Raw genomic sequence first — 18605 nt, forward strand, 5'->3', positions numbered from 1 at the left:
ATGATCGTTCGGGCGCTTCGGCGCTCCTCTCCTACTTCGTTGCGATCTGGATGGACGGAGGGCTTTCGCGGACGAGCGTTCGGCGATTCAGGCCTTGGAGCGGTACGTGTTGATCTGATCGCGTAGCTGGTTCGCCGCGGCACGCGCGGCCTGAGCGTAGTCGTCGTCCGAGCCCGCGTAGAGGATGGCGCGCGAGGAGCTGATCATCAGCCCGGCGCCGCTCGCGTCCGCGCCCTCGCGCAGCACGGCCTCGACGTCGCCGCCCTGTGCGCCGATGCCCGGAACCAGCAGCGGCATGTCGCCGACGATGCGGCGTACCTGCCCCAGTTCTTCGGGGAAGGTCGCGCCGGTGACCAGGGCGCAGTTGCCGTGTTCATTCCAATCGCGGGCAATGGTTTCGGCTACGCGTTGATACAGCGGCCGACCGCCGCAGTCGAGATTCTGGAAATCCGCGCCGCCCGGATTGGAGGTGCGACACAGCAGGATCACGCCCTTGTCGGCGCGGTCCAGAAACGGCTGGATCGAATCGCGGCCCAGGTACGGGTTCAGCGTCACCGCGTCGGCGTCGTAGCGGTCGAAGGCTTCGATGACGTAGCGCTGGGCTGTAGAGCCGATGTCGCCGCGCTTGGCGTCGAGGATTACCGGCACGTCGGGGTGGGCATCGTGGATGTGCGCGATCAGGCGTTCCAGCGCGTCTTCGGCGCACAGCGCGGCGAAGTGCGCGATCTGCGGCTTGAACGCGCAGGCCAGATCGGCGGTGGCGTCGACGATGGCGCGGCAGAAGGCGAATACGGAGTCCGGATCGTCGCGAACGACTGCGGGGAATCGCGATGGGTCAGGATCGAGACCCACGCAGACCATCGTGTCCGCCTCGCTCCAGCGCGTGCGCAAGGCCTGCATGAAATTCATGATCGCTCCTCGTGTTGTGTGCGTTCGGTGCCGCGCGGGCATTCCAGTCGTTGATGCGTGAGTGAGCCTGATGCGGATTTCCGCCTCTGGCGACGTTCACTCGAACGGTGTGTCGTCCTCGTGGAGATAGGTCCAACGTCCATCGATGGTGCGGCCCAGCATGCCGTCGTCGGGGTAGTCCACGGACTCGTTGTCCTTGCGACTGCCGACTTCCAGGTACACCACGTCGGCATCGCTGCGATTGACCAGCGCGTGCGCGTCGCCGGTTCCGGCACGAAAGCCGGCGCACATGCCCGGGCGCAGCACGGTCTCGCCGGCGTCGGTGATCAGCGTCGGGGTGCCTTCGAGGATGTAGACGAACTCGTCTTCCAGTGCGTGGGCATGGCGCAACGCTGAGTGCGCGCCGGGCCCCAGTCGGGTCAGGTTGACGCCGAACTGGCTCAGGCCGAAGGCATTGCCCAGAGCACGGCGGGCGCGGTCGCCCATGCGCGCGGCGAACGGTTGCGGATAGCCGGAGCCGGTGCGGGCCGGAAGCTCCTCGGGATCGATCGTCACGGGATGCTCGTTCAAGGATGCGCCCTCGCAAGAATGGATGGTGCGCCGCGCAAGCCGGGCCTTGTCCCGACCTGCGCGTTCGCCGCCGGCTTCAGACCAGCTTCTTGTAGCGCATGCGGTGCGGGCGCGCGGCTTCCTCGCCCAGGCGGCGCTTCTTGTCGGCCTCGTACTCGCCGTAGTTGCCGGGGAAGAACTCGACGTGCGAGTCGCCCTCGAAGGCGATGATGTGCGTGGCGATACGGTCCAGGAACCAGCGGTCATGGCTGATGACCATGGCGCAGCCCGGGAATTCGAGGATGCCGTCCTCCAGCGCGCGCAAGGTTTCCACGTCCAGGTCGTTGGACGGTTCGTCGAGCAGCAGCACGTTTCCGCCCTGCAGCAGGGTCTTGGCCATGTGCAGACGGCCGCGCTCGCCGCCGGACAGGTTACCGACGCGCTTCTGCTGGTCGGTGCCCTTGAAGTTGAAGCGACCGATGTAGGCGCGCGACTGGATCTCGAAGTTGCCGATGGTGATGATGTCCGACCCGCCGGAGACTTCCTGCCAGACGTTGTTGTCGCCTTCCAGTGCGTCGCGCGACTGGTCGACGTAGGCCAGCTTCACGGTGTGGCCCAGCTTGACCTCGCCGGTATCGGGCGTTTCCGTGCCGGTAATCATCTTGAACAGCGTCGACTTGCCGGCGCCGTTGGGGCCGATCACGCCGACGATGGCGCCCGGCGGAATCTTGAACGACAGGTCGTCGATCAGCACGCGATCGCCGAAGGATTTGCTGACGCCCTTGAACTCGATGACTTCGTTGCCCAGGCGTTCGCCCGGCGGAATGAAGATTTCGTTGGTTTCGTTGCGCTTCTGGTAGTCGACCGAATTCAGTTCCTCGAAGCGCTGCAGGCGTGCCTTGCCCTTGGACTGGCGACCCTTCTTGGCGGAACGCACCCATTCCAGTTCGCGTTTGATGGCCTTCTGGCGGGCCTTCTCCTGCGCGGCTTCCTGTGCCAGGCGCTCGTCCTTCTGTTCCAGCCAGGACGTGTAGTTGCCCTTCCACGGAATGCCACGGCCACGGTCGAGTTCGAGAATCCACTCGGCGGCGTTATCGAGGAAGTAGCGGTCATGGGTGACCGCCACGACGGTGCCGGGGAAGTCGCGAAGGAAGTTTTCCAGCCAGTCGACCGACTCGGCATCCAGGTGGTTGGTGGGCTCGTCGAGCAGCAGCATGTCCGGCTTGGACAGCAGCAGTCGGCACAGCGCCACACGGCGCTTCTCGCCGCCCGACAGCGGGCCGATTTTGGCGTCCCAGGGCGGAATGCGCAGGGCGTCGGCGGCCACTTCCAGCTGGCGTTCCAGTGCGTGCGCGTCGTTGGCGGCCAGCAGGTTTTCCAGTTTCTGCTGCTCTTCGGCCAGCTTGTCGAAATCGGCGCCTTCCTCGGCATAGGCGGCATAGATCTCTTCCAGACGCGCCTGCGCCTGCAGGACTTCACCGACGCCTTCCTCGACGGCTTCGCGCACGGTCTTGTTCGGGTCCAGCTCCGGCTCCTGCGCGAGATAGCCGACCTTGATGTCCGGCGCGGCGCGGGCCTCGCCCTGGAAATCGGTGTCGACGCCGGCCATGATCCGCAGCACCGTCGACTTGCCCGCACCGTTCAGGCCCAGCAGGCCGATCTTGGCGCCGGGGAAGAAGCTGAGCGAGATGTCCTTGATGATCTGACGCTGCGGGGGAACGATCTTGCTGACCCCGTTCATGGTGTAGATGTACTGCATGGAAGCTCCGGGTATCGGGTGCGCGGACTGCGGACGAATCAACCCCTCATTATAGTCGCTTCGGGGCGACTAGGGCGACCGTGTCGCGCCTATGCGCGCTCTGCAAGCATCCTGCTGCGGGCGGCGGTGCGTCGACCACGCGAGGATGCGAACGAGGCGCGCGACCTGCATGGGGCCTGGGCAGGGCCGAAGTCCGTTGCCGGCGTCTGCCGACAGGTCGCGCGGGGCCTGTTTCACCTCCACAGGACCGCTATACTTGGTGCTTTGCACACCACGGAACCCCAGTATGTTCGCCAAATCCATGACCATCGCCGGTTTCGACGACGCGCTCGCCAAGGCCATCGCCGACGAGGCGCAGCGCCAGGAAGACCACGTCGAGCTGATCGCTTCGGAGAACTATGCCAGCCCGCGCGTCATGGAAGCCCAGGGTTCCGTACTGACCAACAAGTACGCCGAGGGCTATCCGTCCAAGCGCTACTACGGCGGTTGCGAATACGTCGACGTGGCCGAGGCGCTGGCCATCGACCGCCTGAAGGCGCTGTACGACTGCGACTACGCCAACGTGCAGCCGCATTCGGGCTCGCAGGCCAACCAGGCGGTGTACTTCGCGCTGCTGCAGCCGGGTGACACCATCCTCGGCATGAGCCTGGCGCACGGCGGCCATCTGACCCACGGCGCCAAGCCGAACCTGTCCGGCAAAATCCTCAACGCCGTGCAGTACGGCGTGAACGACGAAGGCAAGGTCGACTACGACGAAGTCGAGCGCCTGGCCGTCGAGCACAAGCCGAAGATGATCGTGGCCGGCTTCAGCGCCTATTCGCAGGTGCTGGACTGGGCGCGCTTCCGCGCCATCGCCGACAAGGTCGGTGCGTATCTGTTCGTGGACATGGCGCACATCGCCGGTCTGGTCGCCGCGGGCGTGTACCCGAGTCCGCTGCCGCACGCACACGTCGTCACCTCGACCACGCACAAGACCCTGCGCGGCCCGCGCGGCGGGCTGATCGTGGCCAAGGACCCGAGCGAGGAGCTGGTCAAGAAGCTGCAGTCCATCGTCTTCCCCGGCATCCAGGGCGGCCCGCTGATGCACGTCATCGCGGCCAAGGCCGTGGCCTTCAAGGAAGCGCTGGAACCGGACTTCAAGGTCTACCAGAAGCAGGTCGTGATTAACGCCAAGGCGATGGCGAAGACGCTGATGGATCGCGGCTACAAGGTCGTCTCCGGCGGCACCGAGAACCACCTGGTGCTGATCGACCTGATCGGCCGCGACCTCACCGGCAAGGACGCGGAAGCCGCGCTGGGCCGCGCCCACATCACGGTCAACAAGAACACCGTGCCCAACGATCCGCAGTCGCCGTTCGTGACCTCGGGCCTGCGCATCGGCACCCCGGCGGTGACCACGCGCGGCTACACCGAGGCCGACTGCGTGGAACTGGCCGGCTGGATGTGCGATGTGCTCGACGCGCATCAGGACGAGTCCGTCATCGACGCCGTGCGCGAGAAGGTCACGGCGCAGTGCAAGAAATATCCGGTGTACGGCTGAGGCGAGGGAGGAGACGGCACTCGACGATGCGCATGCGGTCGAAGAAGCGGTTGGGCCGCTGATCCCCGTCGTCTGCCGAAATCACCATGCATTGCCCGTTCTGCCAGCACGAAGACACGCGCGTGATCGATTCGCGCCTGACCGACGACGGCGCCACCGTGCGCCGCCGTCGCGAGTGCCCGTCCTGCGGCGAGCGCTTCAATACGTTCGAGACCGCCGAGTTGAAGCTGCCGGCCATCGTCAAGAGCGACGACCGCCGCGAGACCTTCGACGAGCGCAAGCTGCGCGTCAGCTTCCAGCGCGCCCTGCAGAAGCGTCCGGTCGCCAGCGACGATGTCGACACGGCCGTGCGCACCATCATCAACGACCTGCGGCGCAGCGGTGAGCGCGAAGTGGCTTCGCGTCAGGTCGGCGAGCTGGTCATGCGCGAGCTGAAGAAGCTCGATCAGGTCGGCTACGTGCGCTTCGCCTCGGTGTATCGCCGCTTCGAGGACGTGCACGCCTTCCGCGAAGAGATCGAGAGGCTCGAGCGCGACCTGCCCGAATTGCAGGGCCTGCAACTGCCGTTGCTGGGCGAGGGCAAGCGCAAGAACAAGGGCAAGGACAAGGACAAGGACAAGGAATAACTGCGCCAGTTGTCGAAGCGCTCGTGACCCGGGGCAACGCGTTGCGCGCCCCGTCCCGAACCCACGCGCCGCCTGCGCGTCCGCAGCTTCCGGCATGGCCGGCCGATCTCGCAGGCCGTCATCCCTCACAGGCCATCATCCCCACATGCCGTCATCCCGGCGCAAGGCGGGACCCAGCGCCTGCCGCAGCGATACGGAACAAAGACACTGGGTTCCTGCTTTCGCAGGAAGGACGATCCGTGGAGAGTGCGGCGGGGAGCGCCATCCCGGCGGGGCGACAAAGGCGACCGCCATCGACGAACGAGCGCGTAAGACATCCACCCACGGCTTCCGATAGGCTTTGCGGATATTTCCACGGAGCCGCGCATGTTCAGCGCACTCGATCATCGCCACATGAGCCACGCCCTGCGCCTGGCCGAGCGGGGCCTGTTCACCACGCAACCCAATCCGCGCGTCGGCTGCGTGATCGCGCACGGCGAGGACGTTGTCGGCGAAGGTTTTCATGAACGCGCGGGCGAGCCGCATGCCGAAGTGCATGCCCTGCGCGCCGCGGGCGAACGCGCTCGCGGCGCGACGGCCTACGTCACGCTCGAACCCTGCGGCCTGCACGGACGCACGCCACCGTGCGCCGACGCGCTGATCGAGGCCGGCGTGGTGCGCGTGGTGATGGCCTCGGAAGACACCTCGCAGGCGGTTGGTGCGGGCCTGCAGCGACTGCGCGACGCCGGCATCGGGATCGCATCGGGCCTGATGCGCGATGCCGCGCGCGAACTGAACATCGGCTTCTTCAGCCGCATCGAGCGCGGCCGACCGTTCGTGCGCGTGAAGCTGGCGATGAGTCTGGACGGCCGCACCGCGCTGGCCGATGGCACGTCCAAGTGGATCACCGGTGAAGCGGCCCGCAACGATGTGCAGCGCTGGCGCGCGCGCAGTTCCGCGATCCTCACCGGCAGCGGCACCGCGCTGGCCGACGATCCGCGCCTGACGATGCGTCTGGGCGACGTGCCGCACGTGCCGCCGCTGCGCGTGGTCCTCGACCGCTATTTGCGTCTGGCCGAGGGCGCGCATCTGCTGGATGGCAGCGCGCCGACATTGATGTTGCACGGCTCCTCGGCGAAGCCGGGTGTGCGCTTCGCCGCCGTCGAGTGTGCCGAAGTGCCGGAGACCGACACGGGTCTCGATCTGGGTGCCGTACTCGGCATGCTCGCCGGCCGCGGCGTCAATGAACTGCATGTCGAGGCGGGTCCGACGTTATGCGGCGCACTGTTCGCTGCGGGCCTGGTAGACGAGTTGCTGCTCTACGTCGCGCCGGTGCTGCTGGGCGACCGGGCGCGACCGCTGATGGCGTTACCACCGCTCGACGACATGGCGCGGCGGTGGCAACTGGCTGTGGCGGGTCGGCGGACGCTGGGCGAGGACCTGCGATTGCGGTTGCGACCGCGCTCCTAGCTCGACGGCGGTCGATTTTCTCTTTTTGGGCCGTGTGCTTCCGCGCGATTCGGCTTCCGGATGACTGGGTCACCGCGCCAGAGAGGGGCGTCGAGTTGGCTGTCGCCGTGCCACTGCAACTTCAACGGTGTGCCAGCGTCGGCGATGTCTTCGTCGCTGACATCCTTGCCCGTTCCGTAGTTGATCTGCGCGAAAGGGTTCTTGATCACGCTGAGCACCACGATCAGGCGGCTTCCTTTGCGCAGCTGCCGGCTGATCAGGCGACCCGACGTGAAGTCGAGCCGAGTGCGGGCGCCGGGTGTGAGCAGGTGGCGCGTCGTGCGGTCCTTCACGTAGCTGGCCCGCGCCATGTAGTACGAGAGTCGGACATAGCGGCCGTCCGGGCGCTGTTCGTAGAGATCCACCTCGAAGTCGAAATCGCGTTTGTTCGCGGTGACATCGAAATGTCCATGGAACAGGCCGTTGAGCTGCACGGCGTGTTCGAACCGTGCGCTTTCGAAGACCAAGCCGTTCCAGTGGTCGATCCTGCGGGTGACGATGCGGCCGAACTCGGTGAAGGGGTCCTGTTTGTCGCGTTCGGCCAGATCGACTGTCAGCGGCGTGACCGCATCGCGTCGCGGCGTCGCGGCAAGACGATTGCGGCTCCCCGGCTGTCGCGCCGGACGCAGGAAAAAGCGTCGCTGTTCATCGTGCATGGCCGCGATGGAGTCGGTGTGCCGCCACGTGTCGGCACCCATGACCTCGAAGTTGACCCGGTTCTTCAGCAACGCGGGTTTGGGGCCGTGCTTGAACACATAGTCGAACCAAGCGTAGCGGAGGGTGCCCAGATCGATGTGTGCGACCGGGTCGATGTGGTAGCCATCAATCACGTCCCGTGGTGCGCCCAACTGGTCAAGGGTGCCACGCTGTCCGGCGACATGATCGTAGGGGCCGATCAGGAGGTAGCTCTCGGCCTTCGGTGCGTACCTGCGTTGCTGACGGTAGTAGTAGAGGGCGCTGATCTGGCCGCCGTCGTAATAGCCAGTCGTGGTGAGGACGGGGATGTCGATCTTCGCGAAATCCCTGCGGTACGGGATCATCGACTGCCAGTAGACATCGTAGGACGGGTGTTCGAGCCAGCGCTCGAAGGTCGGGTTGGGCGTGCCGTCGATCCTCGGCAGGTCGCGGTAAGGCTTGCCCTCGGCATACCAGCGCCATTGCATCCGTCGCCAGCGTGCCTGATCGGTCAGTATGCGGTTGTTCACCGTCTTGTTGGTCAACGTATACAGCGGCCAGTAATAGGCGAAGGTCTGGAACACGTTGCCTTCCATCGGGACGTCGATGCCCGGTGCCGCGGCGACCGAGGGCATCAGTGCCTTCAGTGCCCGCGGCAGATGCTTGGCCGCGGCCCACTGAGTGAAGCCCTCGTAGCTGCCGCCGTACATGCCCACGCGGCCATCGCTCCAGGGCTGGCGTGCGATCCAGTTGATGACCGCGTCGGCATCCCGGCCATCGTGCTCGTAGGCTACCGGTGTGTCCGGGCTGCTCGCCTTGCCGCGCGTGTAGCCTTCCACACCGACATAGCCGTTCGCCGCACTGCGGCGCGCTTCGTTCAGGCTGGAGCGGGGATCGGCGTAGATCGTGAAGTTGAGCAGAGCCGGTAGCCTGTCATGCGTGTTACGGGGGCGAACTACCAGCACAGAAATGCTGGCGCCGTCCTGGGTCTTCACCTGCACGTGGCGGATTCGGTAACGGCGGGCATCCTCGGCATCGATCAGGGGTCTCGCATATCGCTGGAAGGCGAGGTAGGCGTCGTACAGCTGATAGGCACGCACCAGCGCGATGGCGTCGGTGAAGGACAGCTGGGGCTGTTTCTTGGTGGCGTTCAGAGCGTGCCTGAAACGTTCGGCGAAGGGGTAGTAGACGGGATTGAGGTCAATGGCGCGTACGACCAGGCTGGCCGTGCGATTGTCCAGAGGCGTCATCACCCGGTGAAAAGCGTCGGCGAAGCGTGACGTAGACAGTGGCCCGTGCGCGCGGGCCAGGGCGAGGATGACGAACTGCAGGTCACGCGCGCCTGCCTGCATGGCGTGGCGGCGCAGTCGAAGTTGCCGCAGGGTCGCCAGCGTCGCCCGAGCCTGTTTCGGCTTGCCTGCCACGGAGAGTAGCCGGAACCGGTTGTCGAGACGGATCCGTGGATCTTTTTCGGGATCGGTTTTCTGCAGCAGCGCCCGGGCCAGTGTTCTCATGACCGGCGCCGCCGTCTGCACGGTCACGTCGGAAGGCAGTCGGAGCGTCGACGTTGAGGGTATCGGCGAAACGGCTCGGCTCGGAAGAGCGGACGCCGGCGGTGAGCCTGCGCCCAGGATGGCGGTCAGTGCCAGGATGCGGATCGCGAATTTCGCGGGCATGCGGAATCTCCGTGTGGAGACCGCACGGTAGCGATGCCGGGGCGCGCGCCGGAGAAAGATCGGCCAACGGACACGCTCGGCAGGCGAACCGTCACAGATATCGGATCAGAGAATGCGGGTGCGCAGCAGCTTCGAACCCGCGCGGCTGGCCTTGATGGTCTGGCCTGTGGTCATGTGCACCAGCATGCGTCCGCCGCCGGCCGATTCGGCGCGTGCGACCCGGTGCAGATTCACGATGGCGGACCGGTGCACGCGCAGGAACTTGCCCGGATCCAGCGTGCGGGAGAATTCGGCCAGCGTCATCTTCACCAGATGAGTCTGGTCTGGTGTGGTCACCTCGGCATAGTCATCTGCCCCGGTGATGCAGACGATCCGGTCCAGATCGATCGGAAGGATGTCCTCGCCGAGCCGGATGAAGTGTCGCGTCGTTTCTTCGGGCGGTGACGTCGGTTTCTCTGCTCCGGATGCCGGGTTGGCGGAAGACGGTGCTGCGACCGGGCGCCATGCCTGCAGATAGGCAAGCATGGCGATCAGGCCGTAGATCGTCGCGTTCTCCAGCAGTTGCCATGCGCTCGCCCGCGTGGGGAAGGGCGTCACCCTGAAACTCACCATCGACAGGTCGTTCATCATGCCGAGCAGAATGGTGAGCATCCACAGCGCGAGCACCGAGAACGCCACGCACAGCCCGATGTGTCCCAGCGTCTGACGCAGTCCGCTTCCGTGCATCAGTCGGCGAAGAATCACTCGACGGGCAAGGCTCCCGAAGAGTGCAACCGGGACCGCATTGGCCAGTCCGCCGAGCAGGGCTTCGCCGACCCCCGAGGCGCGCGCAACGTAAAGCGTGACGCTGTACGCGACGAACACGATCGTGATCGCGATGACGTTGAATCGGCGGCTGCCGACCGCCCAGCCAGCCGGCGGAACCTCGTTCCTGGCGTCTGAGATCGGGGTGCCCATGCCCGGATGGTCGACTGCAGAAGTCGTTTCGTCGGCGCTGGAATCATGCCGGGGAATCATGCGTCGAGTTATACCCGTGGCGTCTCTGTTTCAGCAACAGGCACGGCGGCCGCGGCTTCGGGAGAGCTCTGTTGCGTGGATTCCTCGGGTTGCAAGGCATCGACCGATAACATCCGCTCCATCATCTGCGCCGCTACGTTCTCGTTGGCGAGAAGCATATGTCCCATGTCGGGCAGAAAGTAGGCAATAAGGGGACGGAGGGAATTAAGTTCCTCTCGACCATCAGCTTTGGGTCGGTATCTGCCGAAAGACCAGACCAGTATGCACCTCGAACATCCGCAAAGTAGTAACGCGTCGCTAGCGACTAGCCAGCCATCGCTGCATGGGATGCTCGGCGCCCTAACGGCTATGCCCCATTGCTTGCGAGCTAGTCGGCAAGCGAGGCGATTCTTTCCATCATCTGCGCACTCGCTTCCTCGCTGCCCAGCAGCATGTGGCCGGCGTCTTCGATGAAGTGCGCTTCGCAGTGGGGGATGTTTGCGGCGAAGGCGCGGGCGCTGGCGATTGGAACCAGGGTGTCGGCGGTGCCGTGCCAGAGGAAGACGGGCACGGTATTGGCGGACAGGTCGAGTCCCCAGCCGTGGCTGACCAGCATCATGTCGCGGTATGCGCCGGCGGAGCCTTGGCGGAAGGCTTGCTGGATCTGACGCATGGTGCCTGTGTCGTCCTTGCGGGCCATCAGGATGCGTCGGTCCCATTCGCAGAATCCGGCGAGCATGCGTTGTTTGGCAGCTTCGCTCGATGGTTTGCGCGGTTTACTCGCGCCGCGTGCCATCAGGATGTTGAGAATGCGCAGCAGTGGCGGTGCGTATCGGGCCAGGAAGAACGCCACGCGGTTGCCTGTCTGCATGTCCTTCGTGATTCGCAGAAATTGAGGCGGGGAGCCGCTGCAGATCAGGGTGGCCGAACGCACGCGTTCGGGCAGCTTGATGGCGCAGGCCAGCGCGAAGGCGCCGCCGCCGGAGCCGCCGGCTACATGGAAGCGATCCAGGCCGAGCTGATCGGCCAGTTGCGTGATGTCTTCGGCCCAGTCGCCGATGCTGCGCCTGGGCGCGGGGTCGGACAGGCCGTAGCCGGGGCGCTCCGGCGTCAGCACGCGAAAACCCAGCCGTTCGACCCATTCGGCACGTTCCAGGAAGCTGAGCAGGCGCGAGCCGGGCGTGCCGTGGAACAGCATCAGCGGGAGGCCGTCGGACGGACCGTACTCGGCAAATCCCAGCCGACGGCCATCGCGCAGGGTGATGCGCTGGTTGTCTCGGTCCCTGGGCACTGGCCTTTTCCATGATGTGAATAGGAATTCACATTTACATAATCGGGCGAACATGTCTATGCTTGGCCCCATGCCGTCCATGCCCGCCGACCGACCGCCGCAACAGGAACGCAGCCGCCGCACGCTCGCGCGGCTGCTGGCGGCGACCATCTGGACACTGGACGAGCTGGGGCTGGAAAACGCCACCATTCCTCGCATTGCGCGCAAGGCCGAGGTGTCGCCGGCGACCATCTACCGGCGGTTCGAGAGCAAGCAGGCGCTGTTGCGGGCGGCGTTCCTGCACATGCTCAAGCGCAGCAACCAGGCCAATCGCGAGCGTGCGGGCGAGAAGCTCGGCGGATCACTGGAACGGGCGGCGCGGACGCTGATCGACCACTTCTTTGCGCAGTTCCGTCAGCACTATCATTTGCTGCGGGCGCTGGATCGTTTCATGGAAACCGATGACGATCCGGCGTTCGTCGAGGCTGCGCAGGCGATTGAGCGCGACAATCTGGAGCAGATCGTGCAGGCGATGCTCGCGCATCGCGCCGCCATCGCCCATCCCGATCCGGAACGTGCCGTGCGCATCGCCACGCTGACCGCGGCCACCACCATCAACACTATCGCGTTCAAGCCGCGCAACCTCTGGCGCACCGTGCTGCCGGAGGCGAACGAGGCGCTGGCCGAGGAACTGACGCGCACCTATGTCGCCTATCTGAAAAGCGAAGCCTGATTTCCGCAGCAGGCGGGTCGGTTCGCGCTTGCGAACAGTGCGTGCGGGCCAACGCACGCCGGCCGGTGCTATCATTCGCCCGCTGGTGCGAGCCAGCCAAGCAACATCAACAACGTCTTCAGGGCGGGGTGGAAGTCCCCACCGGCGGTAGGTGCCCAGGCACGAGCCCGCGAGCGCTCACGAGGTTTCGTGAGGTCAGCAGATCCGGTCCAAGTCCGGAGCCGACGGTTACAGTCCGGATGAAAGAAGACGGCCACGTGTCCCTTCATGGGGCGCGCAGCCTCGTGCCTTGAGGCGTTTTTCGTCCATCCATACCGACGGGAAACGTTTCATGAAATTCCATCACGCAAGTTCCATGCGTGCCTTCCGCAAGGGAGGGCGCTGACATGTTCACTGGCATCATCCAGTCCGTGGGCCGCGTTCGCGGCATCGAACGGCGCGGCGGCGACGTGCGCCTGTCCATCGCCACGGGCGATCTCGATCTTTCCGACGTGCAGCTCGGCGATTCGATTGCCGTGGCCGGCTGTTGCCTGACGGCGGTGGCGCTGGACGACGGCGGATTCGCGGCCGATGTGTCCAACGAGTCGTTGTCGCTGACTACGCTCGGCGGACTCAAGGACGGCGATGCGGTCAATCTGGAAAAAGCCCTGCGCCTGGCAGACCGGCTGGGCGGGCACCTGGTGTCCGGCCATGTCGACGGTGTCGGCCGTGTCGTTTCGGTGACCCGCGACGCACGCTCGCAACGCTGGACCTTCGAGGTGCCGGCCGACCTCGCGCGCTATATCGCGCACAAGGGCTCGATCACCATCGATGGCACCAGCCTGACCGTGAACGAAGTCGAGGGCACGCGTTTCGGCGTGAACCTGATTCCGCACACGGTCGAGCACACCACCTTCGCACATCGCCGCAGCGGCGATGCCGTGAACCTGGAGGTGGATGTGGTCGCGCGTTATGTCGAGCGTCTGCTCGGCACGGGCGAGGGCGGCGGCATCGACGCCGAATTCCTGCGCCGGCACGGCTTCGCCTGACGCCGACTGAACTGCACCGAGACGGGCAGGGCGCGGGCGGCCAGAGCTGTCGAACCGGCGTCTTTTCCGTCGCGACTCAACATGGGATTCCGGCCGCTGCTTTCGGCCGGTTCCTCTCAAGGTGGAACGAACAACATGGCATTCAACACCATCCCCGAACTGCTCGAAGACATCCGCGCCGGCCGCATGGTCGTGATTCTCGATGACGAGGATCGCGAGAACGAAGGCGACCTCATCATGGCCGCGTCCATGGTCCGGCCCGAGGACATCAACTTCATGGTGCGCGAGGCGCGCGGACTGGTCTGTCTGGCGTTGACCGAGCAGCGTTGCCGCCAGTTGGGCCTGAAGCCCATGGTCAGCGACAACACCTCGCCGTACCACACCAACTTCACCGTCTCCATCGAGGCAGCCGAGGGCGTGACCACGGGTATCTCCGCCTACGACCGCGCGCGCACGGTGCAGGCGGCGGTGAAGGCCGACGCGCATCCGGAGGATCTGACCCAGCCGGGGCACATCTTCCCGCTGACCGCGCAGCCGGGCGGCGTCCTGCGCCGCGCCGGGCACACCGAGGCGGCGGCCGATCTGGCCGGTCTGGCCGGGCTGGAGCCGGCCGGCGTGCTGGTCGAGGTGCTGCACGAAGACGGCTCCATGGCGCGCCGGCCCGAACTGGAAGCCTTCGCGAAAAAGCACGGGTTGAAGATCGGCACCATCGCCGACCTCATCAGCTACCGCATGGAGACCGAGAAGACGGTCGAGCGTGTGCACGAGTCCGAGGTGGAGACCGAGGCCGGGACGTTCCGCCTGGTGGCCTATCGCGATCTGCTCGATCACCGTCTGCATTTCGCCCTGCTGCGCGGAACGGTCGACGACGACGCGCCGGTGCTGACCCGTGTGCACATGCGCAACACGCTGTCCGATGTGCTGCATCTGAAGCGCGACGATCTGGGACTGACGGTGACGGCGGCGCTGCGTCGCATCGCCGAGGAAGACCGCGGCGTGCTGCTGGTGCTGTCCGGGGCGGATACCGCCGATGCGCTGATGGCGCGCCTGGAAGGCCGCACGCCGCCGCGCGAGGACGATGACGACGCGCAGCAGCAGGAATGGCGTCAGCTGGGCCTGGGGGCGCAGATCCTTGCGGACCTGGGCGTGCATCGCCTGCGCGTGCTGGGCACACCGCGCAAGCTGGTGGGACTGGGCGGCTTCGGGCTGGAAGTGGTCGAGCATGTGTGAACGCGGTAGCGCCGCGCGCGTGGAAAAGCGCGCGGCGCGCCGCAAGCTGCTAGCCTTTGCGCCAGCGCTTCCCGCTCCCACCTCGAACGCAAGATGACTTCGTCCCTGACCATCCAGCTGGTTGCCCCCTCCGGGTTTGCCGACCCCCAGGCCGTGCAGCGCGGCGTCGAGCGCCTGCAGCGCGCCGGCCATCGCGTACTGGGCGCGGAGTCCGGGTTGCGCCGCTATCTGCGCTTCGCCGGTACCGACAGCGTGCGCGCGGAGGAGATCAATCGTCTGGGCGATCCGGGCGTGCCGCTGCCGGACATCGTCATGGCCGTGCGCGGCGGTTACGGCGCGCATCGCATCCTGCCGCACCTGGACTACGACGCGCTGCGCGCGCGTCTGGCCGGCAGTCTCTGCGCGCTGGTCGGGCACAGCGATTTCACGGCGATCAGCCTGGCGCTGAATGCGCGTTCGGACGTGGTCAGTTTCGCCGGCCCGATGCTGGCCTACGACTTCGGCGGCCAGTCGACGAGCGGTTTCACGCTGGAGCACTTCTGGAACACGGTGCGCGCGCCGTCGCGGAAAGTGCACTGGGACACCCACGCCGACGCGGGCATCGATGTGCACGGCATGCTGTGGGGCGGCAACCTGGCGGTGGTGTGCAGTCTGCTGGGTACGCCCTACATGCCCGAGGTCGACAACGGCATCCTGTTCATCGAGGACGTGTTCGAGCCGGTCTACCGCATCGAGCGACTGCTCTATCAGCTGAAGCTGAGTGGCGTGCTCGACAGTCAGCGCGCCGTCGTGCTGGGCGAATTTTCCGGCTATCGCGGCGACGAATACGATCCGGCCTACGATCTGCGCGCGGTGGTCAACCATCTGCGCAGCATCACCCATGTGCCGGTCATCAGCGGGCTGCCGTTCGGACATCGCCGCGACAAGCTGACGCTGCCGGTCGGCAGCCGTTCGCGTCTTCGCATCCGCGAGGGCGGTCGGGCCGAACTGGCGTTCTCCGGCTACCCCTATGTGGCCGCCGCCGAGCCTGTCGCGCAGTCGGCGTCCTGAATCCGTACAATGGGCGGCCCCACGCGGGCTAGTCCCACGTTCTGGAGCTTGAGAGACACATGAAGATCATCGAAGGCGATTTCGCCACGCCGAAAGGCCGTTTTGTCCTGGTCGCCGGTCGCTTCAACGGTTTCGTCGTCGAAGCCCTGGTCAGCGGCGCGCGCGACGCGCTGGTACGTCACGGTGTGTCCGAGGACGCCATCGACCTGGTGCGCGTGCCCGGCGCGTGGGAAATTCCGCTGGTCGCGCAGCGACTGGCCGCGTCCGGTGACTACGCTGCGGTGATCGCGCTGGGCGCGGTGATCCGTGGTTCGACGCCGCATTTCGACTACGTGGCTGGCGAAGCTGCGAAGGGCCTGGCTGCGGCGTCGCGCGACAGCGGCGTGCCGGTCGCCTTCGGCGTGCTGACCACCGACACCATCGAGCAGGCCATCGAGCGCTCCGGCACCAAGGCCGGAAACAAGGGTGCCGACGCCGCGCTGGCGGCGCTGGAGATGGTCAACTTGTACGCGAAGCTGTGACTGCCATGCGTCCCGATGGAATCGACCCGGCCGCCCGTTCCCGTTCCCGCCGTCGCGCGCTGCAGGCGCTCTACGCCTGGCAGATGAATGATGATGCGGGCATCGACAAGGTGATCGCCCAGTTCCGCCACGAGCAGGACATGGAAGTGGCGGATCTGGAGTATTTCGAGGATCTGCTAAAGGGCGTGGTCTCGCATCTGGACGAACTCGACGCCGGCATCACGCCGCATCTGGACCGCCCGGTGGACCAGGTCGACCCGATCGAGCGCGCCGCGCTGCGACTGGCGGCCTACGAGTTCAAGTTCCGCCCCGATGTGCCGTACCGCGTGGTCATCAACGAAGCGGTCGAAGTGACCAAGCGCTTCGGCGCCGACCATGGGCACACCTACGTCAATGGCGTGCTCGACAAGCTGGCGAAGGAATGGCGCCAGCTGGAGAAGCAGGGCGGCGCCTGAGGCGCGTCCCGCGCGGGCGTCATGGAATTCGACCTGATCGAGCTGATCCGTGCGCGCGCTGCGGTGCGGCGCGAGGACGTCTTGCTGGGCATCGGCGACGATGCTGCCTTGCTGCGTCCCCCGGCCGGCCACGCGTTGGCCGTCGCCGTCGACACGCTGCTCGAGGGCGTGCATTTTCCGGTCGGCACGGCGCCGGCGGACATCGGCTGGAAGGCGCTGGCGGTCAATCTTTCCGACTTGGCGGCGATGGGCGCGACACCGGCCTGGGCGCTGCTTTCGCTGACCCTTCCTGGGGCGGACCGGCGTTTCGTCGAGGGCTTTCTCGACGGGTTCACGGCCCTGGCCGAACCGCATCGGCTGGCGCTGGTCGGTGGCGACACGACGCGCGGCCCGCTGGCGGTCAGCGTCACTGTGCACGGTTTCGTGCCCGAGGCGCAGGCCTTGCGTCGCGATGGCGCCAAGGCAGGTGATGCAATCTTCGTCACCGGCACGCTCGGCGATGCGGCGGCGGGTCTGGCGTGCCTGGACCGTGAGCGCGCGGATGCAGATCGCCTGCTGACTGCCTCGGTCGACAGTCGCAAGGCGTTGATCGGGCGTCTCAACCGGCCGACGCCTCGGGTGGCGGCCGGGCAGTTGCTGCGCGGTGTCGCGAGTGCTTGCATCGACGTGTCCGATGGGTTGCTGGCCGATCTCGGTCACGTGTGCCGGGCCAGCGGCGTCGGCGCGGTGCTGGACGCCGATGCCTTGCCGCTGTCTTCGGCCTTGCTGACCTTGTTCGCCGACGATGCGCGCGATTTCGCATTGCGCGGCGGCGACGACTATGAATTGTGCTTCACCGTGCCGTCGGAGCGCGCCGCTGATCTGATCGCCGATCTCTCGCGCCAGGGTTGCGGCGTGGCCCGCATCGGACGCATCGTTGCCGAGGACGGCCTCGCCGTGCGTGACGCAGCCGGTCGGTCGGTGGCTGTCTCCGCGTCCGGATGGGATCATTTCCGCTCATGAACGCACGCACTTCCCTGACCCCGACGCAGCGCACGGCGCTGCTCACGCATCCGGCTGGCTGGCTGGCCCTGTTCTTCGGTGCCGGCCTGGCGCCGGTGGCGCAGGGCACGGTCGGTTCGGCGCTGGCGATCCTGCCGTGGTGGTTCATGCGCGACCTCGCCGTGCCGGCCTGGGGCCTGGTGCTGATCGTCGGCTTCGCCATTGGCCTCTGGGCATGCGGCGAGAGCGGGCGGCGCATCGGCGTGTCCGATCACCGCGCCCTGGTGTGGGACGAAGTGATCGGCCAGTGGATCGCGCTGCTGCCGGCGCTGGCCGCGCCGTGGTGGGCGATCGTGGCCGGCTTCGCGCTGTTCCGCTTCTTCGACGTGCTCAAACCGTGGCCGATCCGCTGGCTCGACGCGCGCGTGAAGGGCGGCATCGGCGTGATGCTGGACGACGTGGTGGCCGGCGTGTTCGCGGCCGTGATCCTCGCCGTCGCGCTGCATTTCCTTGCCTGAACCGGTTGTTCCCGGCGCTTACATCCTCGGACCGCTGAGCAGGGTCCAGACGGCCAGCGCCGCGAACAGCACGGCCGAGGCCAGTCGCGTGGCGCGCAGCGGAAGACGATGGGCAAAGCGCGATCCCAGCCACACCACCGGCACATTGGCCAGCAGCATGCCGACGGTGGTGCCGGCCACGACCTGCCACAGCGGGTGGTACTGCGCGGCCAGCACCACGGTGGCGATCTGCGTCTTGTCGCCCATCTCGGCGAGAAAGAAGGCGATGACGGTGGCCACCATGACGCCATGGCGCGGCTTGTCCTGCGCGTCTTCCTCTTCCATGCGGTCCGGGATCAGGATCCACACGGCCATGGCCAGCAGCGAGACGACCACGACCCAGTGCAGCACCTGCGGGGTCAGCCAGCGTGCGAGCAGTTCGCCGACGAATCCGGCGAGGGCGTGATTGACGAGGGTGGCGAGCAGAATGCCGATGCAGATCGGCCACGGCTTGCGGTAACGCGCGGCGAGGATCAACGACAGCAGCTGCGTCTTGTCGCCGACTTCGGCCAATGCGACGGTGGCGGCGGCGATCAGGAAGGTTTGCACGGAGACTCCTTGG

18 protein-coding genes and 1 riboswitch are annotated in these 18605 nt (G+C 66.3%); of the genes, 11 read left to right on the forward strand and 7 right to left on the reverse strand.

What is annotated here, in order from left to right; translation table 11 throughout:
• Window positions 1–87 precede the first annotated feature (87 nt).
• The 3 genes from pyrF to ettA form a co-directional block, all read right to left on the reverse strand.
• The gene (gene pyrF, locus BTJ49_RS06020) at window positions 88–909 is read right to left on the reverse strand and encodes an orotidine-5'-phosphate decarboxylase (protein ID WP_113064437.1); all 822 of its coding nucleotides are present in this window, start codon (window positions 907–909) and stop codon (window positions 88–90) included.
• 96 nt (window positions 910–1005) lie between these two features.
• Window positions 1006–1464, reverse strand: coding sequence for a cupin domain-containing protein (locus BTJ49_RS06025; RefSeq protein WP_240601746.1), 459 nt, complete (start codon window positions 1462–1464; stop codon window positions 1006–1008).
• Window positions 1465–1555: 91 nt separating this feature from the next.
• A complete protein-coding gene (gene ettA / locus BTJ49_RS06030) occupies window positions 1556–3217 on the reverse strand; it encodes an energy-dependent translational throttle protein EttA (protein ID WP_113064438.1) in 1662 nt (553 codons plus the stop codon).
• A 286-nt stretch (window positions 3218–3503) separates the two neighbouring features.
• Between ettA and glyA the strand changes: the two genes are divergently transcribed.
• The 3 genes from glyA (at window position 3504) to ribD (ending at window position 6832) form a co-directional block, all read left to right on the forward strand.
• Window positions 3504–4757 (forward strand): serine hydroxymethyltransferase, encoded by a 1254-nt coding sequence (gene glyA, locus BTJ49_RS06035; RefSeq protein WP_113064439.1) that lies wholly within the window; start codon window positions 3504–3506, stop codon window positions 4755–4757.
• Between the two features lie 86 nt (window positions 4758–4843).
• Window positions 4844–5383, forward strand: coding sequence for a transcriptional regulator NrdR (gene nrdR, locus BTJ49_RS06040; RefSeq protein WP_113064440.1), 540 nt, complete (start codon window positions 4844–4846; stop codon window positions 5381–5383).
• Window positions 5384–5776: 393 nt separating this feature from the next.
• Window positions 5777–6832 (forward strand): bifunctional diaminohydroxyphosphoribosylaminopyrimidine deaminase/5-amino-6-(5-phosphoribosylamino)uracil reductase RibD, encoded by a 1056-nt coding sequence (gene ribD / locus BTJ49_RS06045; RefSeq protein ID WP_113064591.1) that lies wholly within the window; start codon window positions 5777–5779, stop codon window positions 6830–6832.
• On the opposite strand, the gene BTJ49_RS06050 is transcribed toward ribD, so the two are convergent.
• The 3 genes from BTJ49_RS06050 to BTJ49_RS06060 all read right to left on the reverse strand — a co-directional run bounded on the left by BTJ49_RS06050 (window position 6829) and on the right by BTJ49_RS06060 (window position 11509).
• The gene (locus tag BTJ49_RS06050; protein ID WP_113064441.1) at window positions 6829–9222 is read right to left on the reverse strand and encodes a CocE/NonD family hydrolase; all 2394 of its coding nucleotides are present in this window, start codon (window positions 9220–9222) and stop codon (window positions 6829–6831) included. The genes ribD and BTJ49_RS06050 overlap by 4 nt on opposite strands.
• Window positions 9223–9327: 105 nt before the next feature.
• Entirely contained in the window at window positions 9328–10179 is an 852-nt protein-coding gene (locus tag BTJ49_RS06055; RefSeq protein WP_168184681.1) for a LytTR family DNA-binding domain-containing protein, read from the reverse strand.
• Between the two features lie 427 nt (window positions 10180–10606).
• A complete protein-coding gene (locus BTJ49_RS06060; protein WP_168184682.1) occupies window positions 10607–11509 on the reverse strand; it encodes an alpha/beta hydrolase in 903 nt (300 codons plus the stop codon).
• Between the two features lie 79 nt (window positions 11510–11588).
• Here BTJ49_RS06060 and BTJ49_RS06065 point away from each other — a divergent pair, with 79 nt between their 5' ends.
• The 8 genes from BTJ49_RS06065 to BTJ49_RS06100 all read left to right on the forward strand — a co-directional run bounded on the left by BTJ49_RS06065 (window position 11589) and on the right by BTJ49_RS06100 (window position 18004).
• Window positions 11589–12221: a TetR/AcrR family transcriptional regulator gene (locus BTJ49_RS06065; RefSeq protein ID WP_168184683.1), complete on the forward strand. Its 633-nt coding sequence runs from the start codon at window positions 11589–11591 to the stop codon at window positions 12219–12221.
• Window positions 12222–12331: 110 nt separating this feature from the next.
• Window positions 12332–12476, forward strand: a riboswitch (FMN riboswitch).
• Window positions 12477–12607: 131 nt separating this feature from the next.
• Window positions 12608–13249: a riboflavin synthase gene (locus BTJ49_RS06070; protein ID WP_113064444.1), complete on the forward strand. Its 642-nt coding sequence runs from the start codon at window positions 12608–12610 to the stop codon at window positions 13247–13249.
• A 135-nt stretch (window positions 13250–13384) separates the two neighbouring features.
• Entirely contained in the window at window positions 13385–14479 is a 1095-nt protein-coding gene (gene ribB / locus BTJ49_RS06075) for a 3,4-dihydroxy-2-butanone-4-phosphate synthase (RefSeq protein ID WP_113064445.1), read from the forward strand.
• Between the two features lie 93 nt (window positions 14480–14572).
• On the forward strand, window positions 14573–15529 hold the full coding sequence (gene ldcA / locus BTJ49_RS06080; RefSeq protein ID WP_113064446.1) for a muramoyltetrapeptide carboxypeptidase: 957 nt from the start codon (window positions 14573–14575) through the stop codon (window positions 15527–15529).
• A 59-nt stretch (window positions 15530–15588) separates the two neighbouring features.
• Window positions 15589–16050: a 6,7-dimethyl-8-ribityllumazine synthase gene (gene ribE / locus BTJ49_RS06085; RefSeq protein ID WP_113064447.1), complete on the forward strand. Its 462-nt coding sequence runs from the start codon at window positions 15589–15591 to the stop codon at window positions 16048–16050.
• 5 nt (window positions 16051–16055) lie between these two features.
• On the forward strand, window positions 16056–16505 hold the full coding sequence (gene nusB, locus BTJ49_RS06090; RefSeq protein ID WP_113064448.1) for a transcription antitermination factor NusB: 450 nt from the start codon (window positions 16056–16058) through the stop codon (window positions 16503–16505).
• A 21-nt stretch (window positions 16506–16526) separates the two neighbouring features.
• Entirely contained in the window at window positions 16527–17507 is a 981-nt protein-coding gene (gene thiL, locus BTJ49_RS06095) for a thiamine-phosphate kinase (RefSeq protein ID WP_113064449.1), read from the forward strand.
• On the forward strand, window positions 17504–18004 hold the full coding sequence (locus BTJ49_RS06100; protein WP_113064450.1) for a phosphatidylglycerophosphatase A: 501 nt from the start codon (window positions 17504–17506) through the stop codon (window positions 18002–18004). The genes thiL and BTJ49_RS06100 overlap by 4 nt, the downstream gene beginning before the upstream one ends.
• Before the next feature lie 18 nt (window positions 18005–18022).
• Here BTJ49_RS06100 and BTJ49_RS06105 read toward each other — a convergent pair whose 3' ends face one another.
• Window positions 18023–18592: a TMEM165/GDT1 family protein gene (locus BTJ49_RS06105; RefSeq protein WP_113064451.1), complete on the reverse strand. Its 570-nt coding sequence runs from the start codon at window positions 18590–18592 to the stop codon at window positions 18023–18025.
• Between the last annotated feature and the right edge of the window lie 13 nt (window positions 18593–18605).

The organism is Oleiagrimonas sp. MCCC 1A03011 (assembly GCF_003267965.1).
GTDB classification, from domain to species: domain Bacteria; phylum Pseudomonadota; class Gammaproteobacteria; order Xanthomonadales; family Rhodanobacteraceae; genus Oleiagrimonas; species Oleiagrimonas citrea.

Excerpts from the sequence above, each read along its gene's own strand:
- ribD (WP_113064591.1), top strand. The coding sequence starts at position 5,777 with ATGAGCCACGCCCTGCGCCTGGCCGAGCGGGGCCTGTTCACCACGCAA.
- ldcA (WP_113064446.1), top strand. The coding sequence starts at position 14,573 with ATGACTTCGTCCCTGACCATCCAGCTGGTTGCCCCCTCCGGGTTTGCC.
- ribE (WP_113064447.1), top strand. The coding sequence starts at position 15,589 with ATGAAGATCATCGAAGGCGATTTCGCCACGCCGAAAGGCCGTTTTGTC.
- BTJ49_RS06055 (WP_168184681.1), bottom strand. The coding sequence starts at position 10,179 with ATGGGCACCCCGATCTCAGACGCCAGGAACGAGGTTCCGCCGGCTGGC.
- glyA (WP_113064439.1), top strand. The coding sequence starts at position 3,504 with ATGTTCGCCAAATCCATGACCATCGCCGGTTTCGACGACGCGCTCGCC.
- pyrF (WP_113064437.1), bottom strand. The coding sequence starts at position 909 with ATGAATTTCATGCAGGCCTTGCGCACGCGCTGGAGCGAGGCGGACACG.
- nusB (WP_113064448.1), top strand. The coding sequence starts at position 16,056 with ATGCGTCCCGATGGAATCGACCCGGCCGCCCGTTCCCGTTCCCGCCGT.
- BTJ49_RS06050 (WP_113064441.1), bottom strand. The coding sequence starts at position 9,222 with ATGCCCGCGAAATTCGCGATCCGCATCCTGGCACTGACCGCCATCCTG.
- nrdR (WP_113064440.1), top strand. The coding sequence starts at position 4,844 with ATGCATTGCCCGTTCTGCCAGCACGAAGACACGCGCGTGATCGATTCG.
- BTJ49_RS06070 (WP_113064444.1), top strand. The coding sequence starts at position 12,608 with ATGTTCACTGGCATCATCCAGTCCGTGGGCCGCGTTCGCGGCATCGAA.
- BTJ49_RS06100 (WP_113064450.1), top strand. The coding sequence starts at position 17,504 with ATGAACGCACGCACTTCCCTGACCCCGACGCAGCGCACGGCGCTGCTC.
- BTJ49_RS06065 (WP_168184683.1), top strand. The coding sequence starts at position 11,589 with ATGCCCGCCGACCGACCGCCGCAACAGGAACGCAGCCGCCGCACGCTC.
- thiL (WP_113064449.1), top strand. The coding sequence starts at position 16,527 with ATGGAATTCGACCTGATCGAGCTGATCCGTGCGCGCGCTGCGGTGCGG.
- ettA (WP_113064438.1), bottom strand. The coding sequence starts at position 3,217 with ATGCAGTACATCTACACCATGAACGGGGTCAGCAAGATCGTTCCCCCG.
- ribB (WP_113064445.1), top strand. The coding sequence starts at position 13,385 with ATGGCATTCAACACCATCCCCGAACTGCTCGAAGACATCCGCGCCGGC.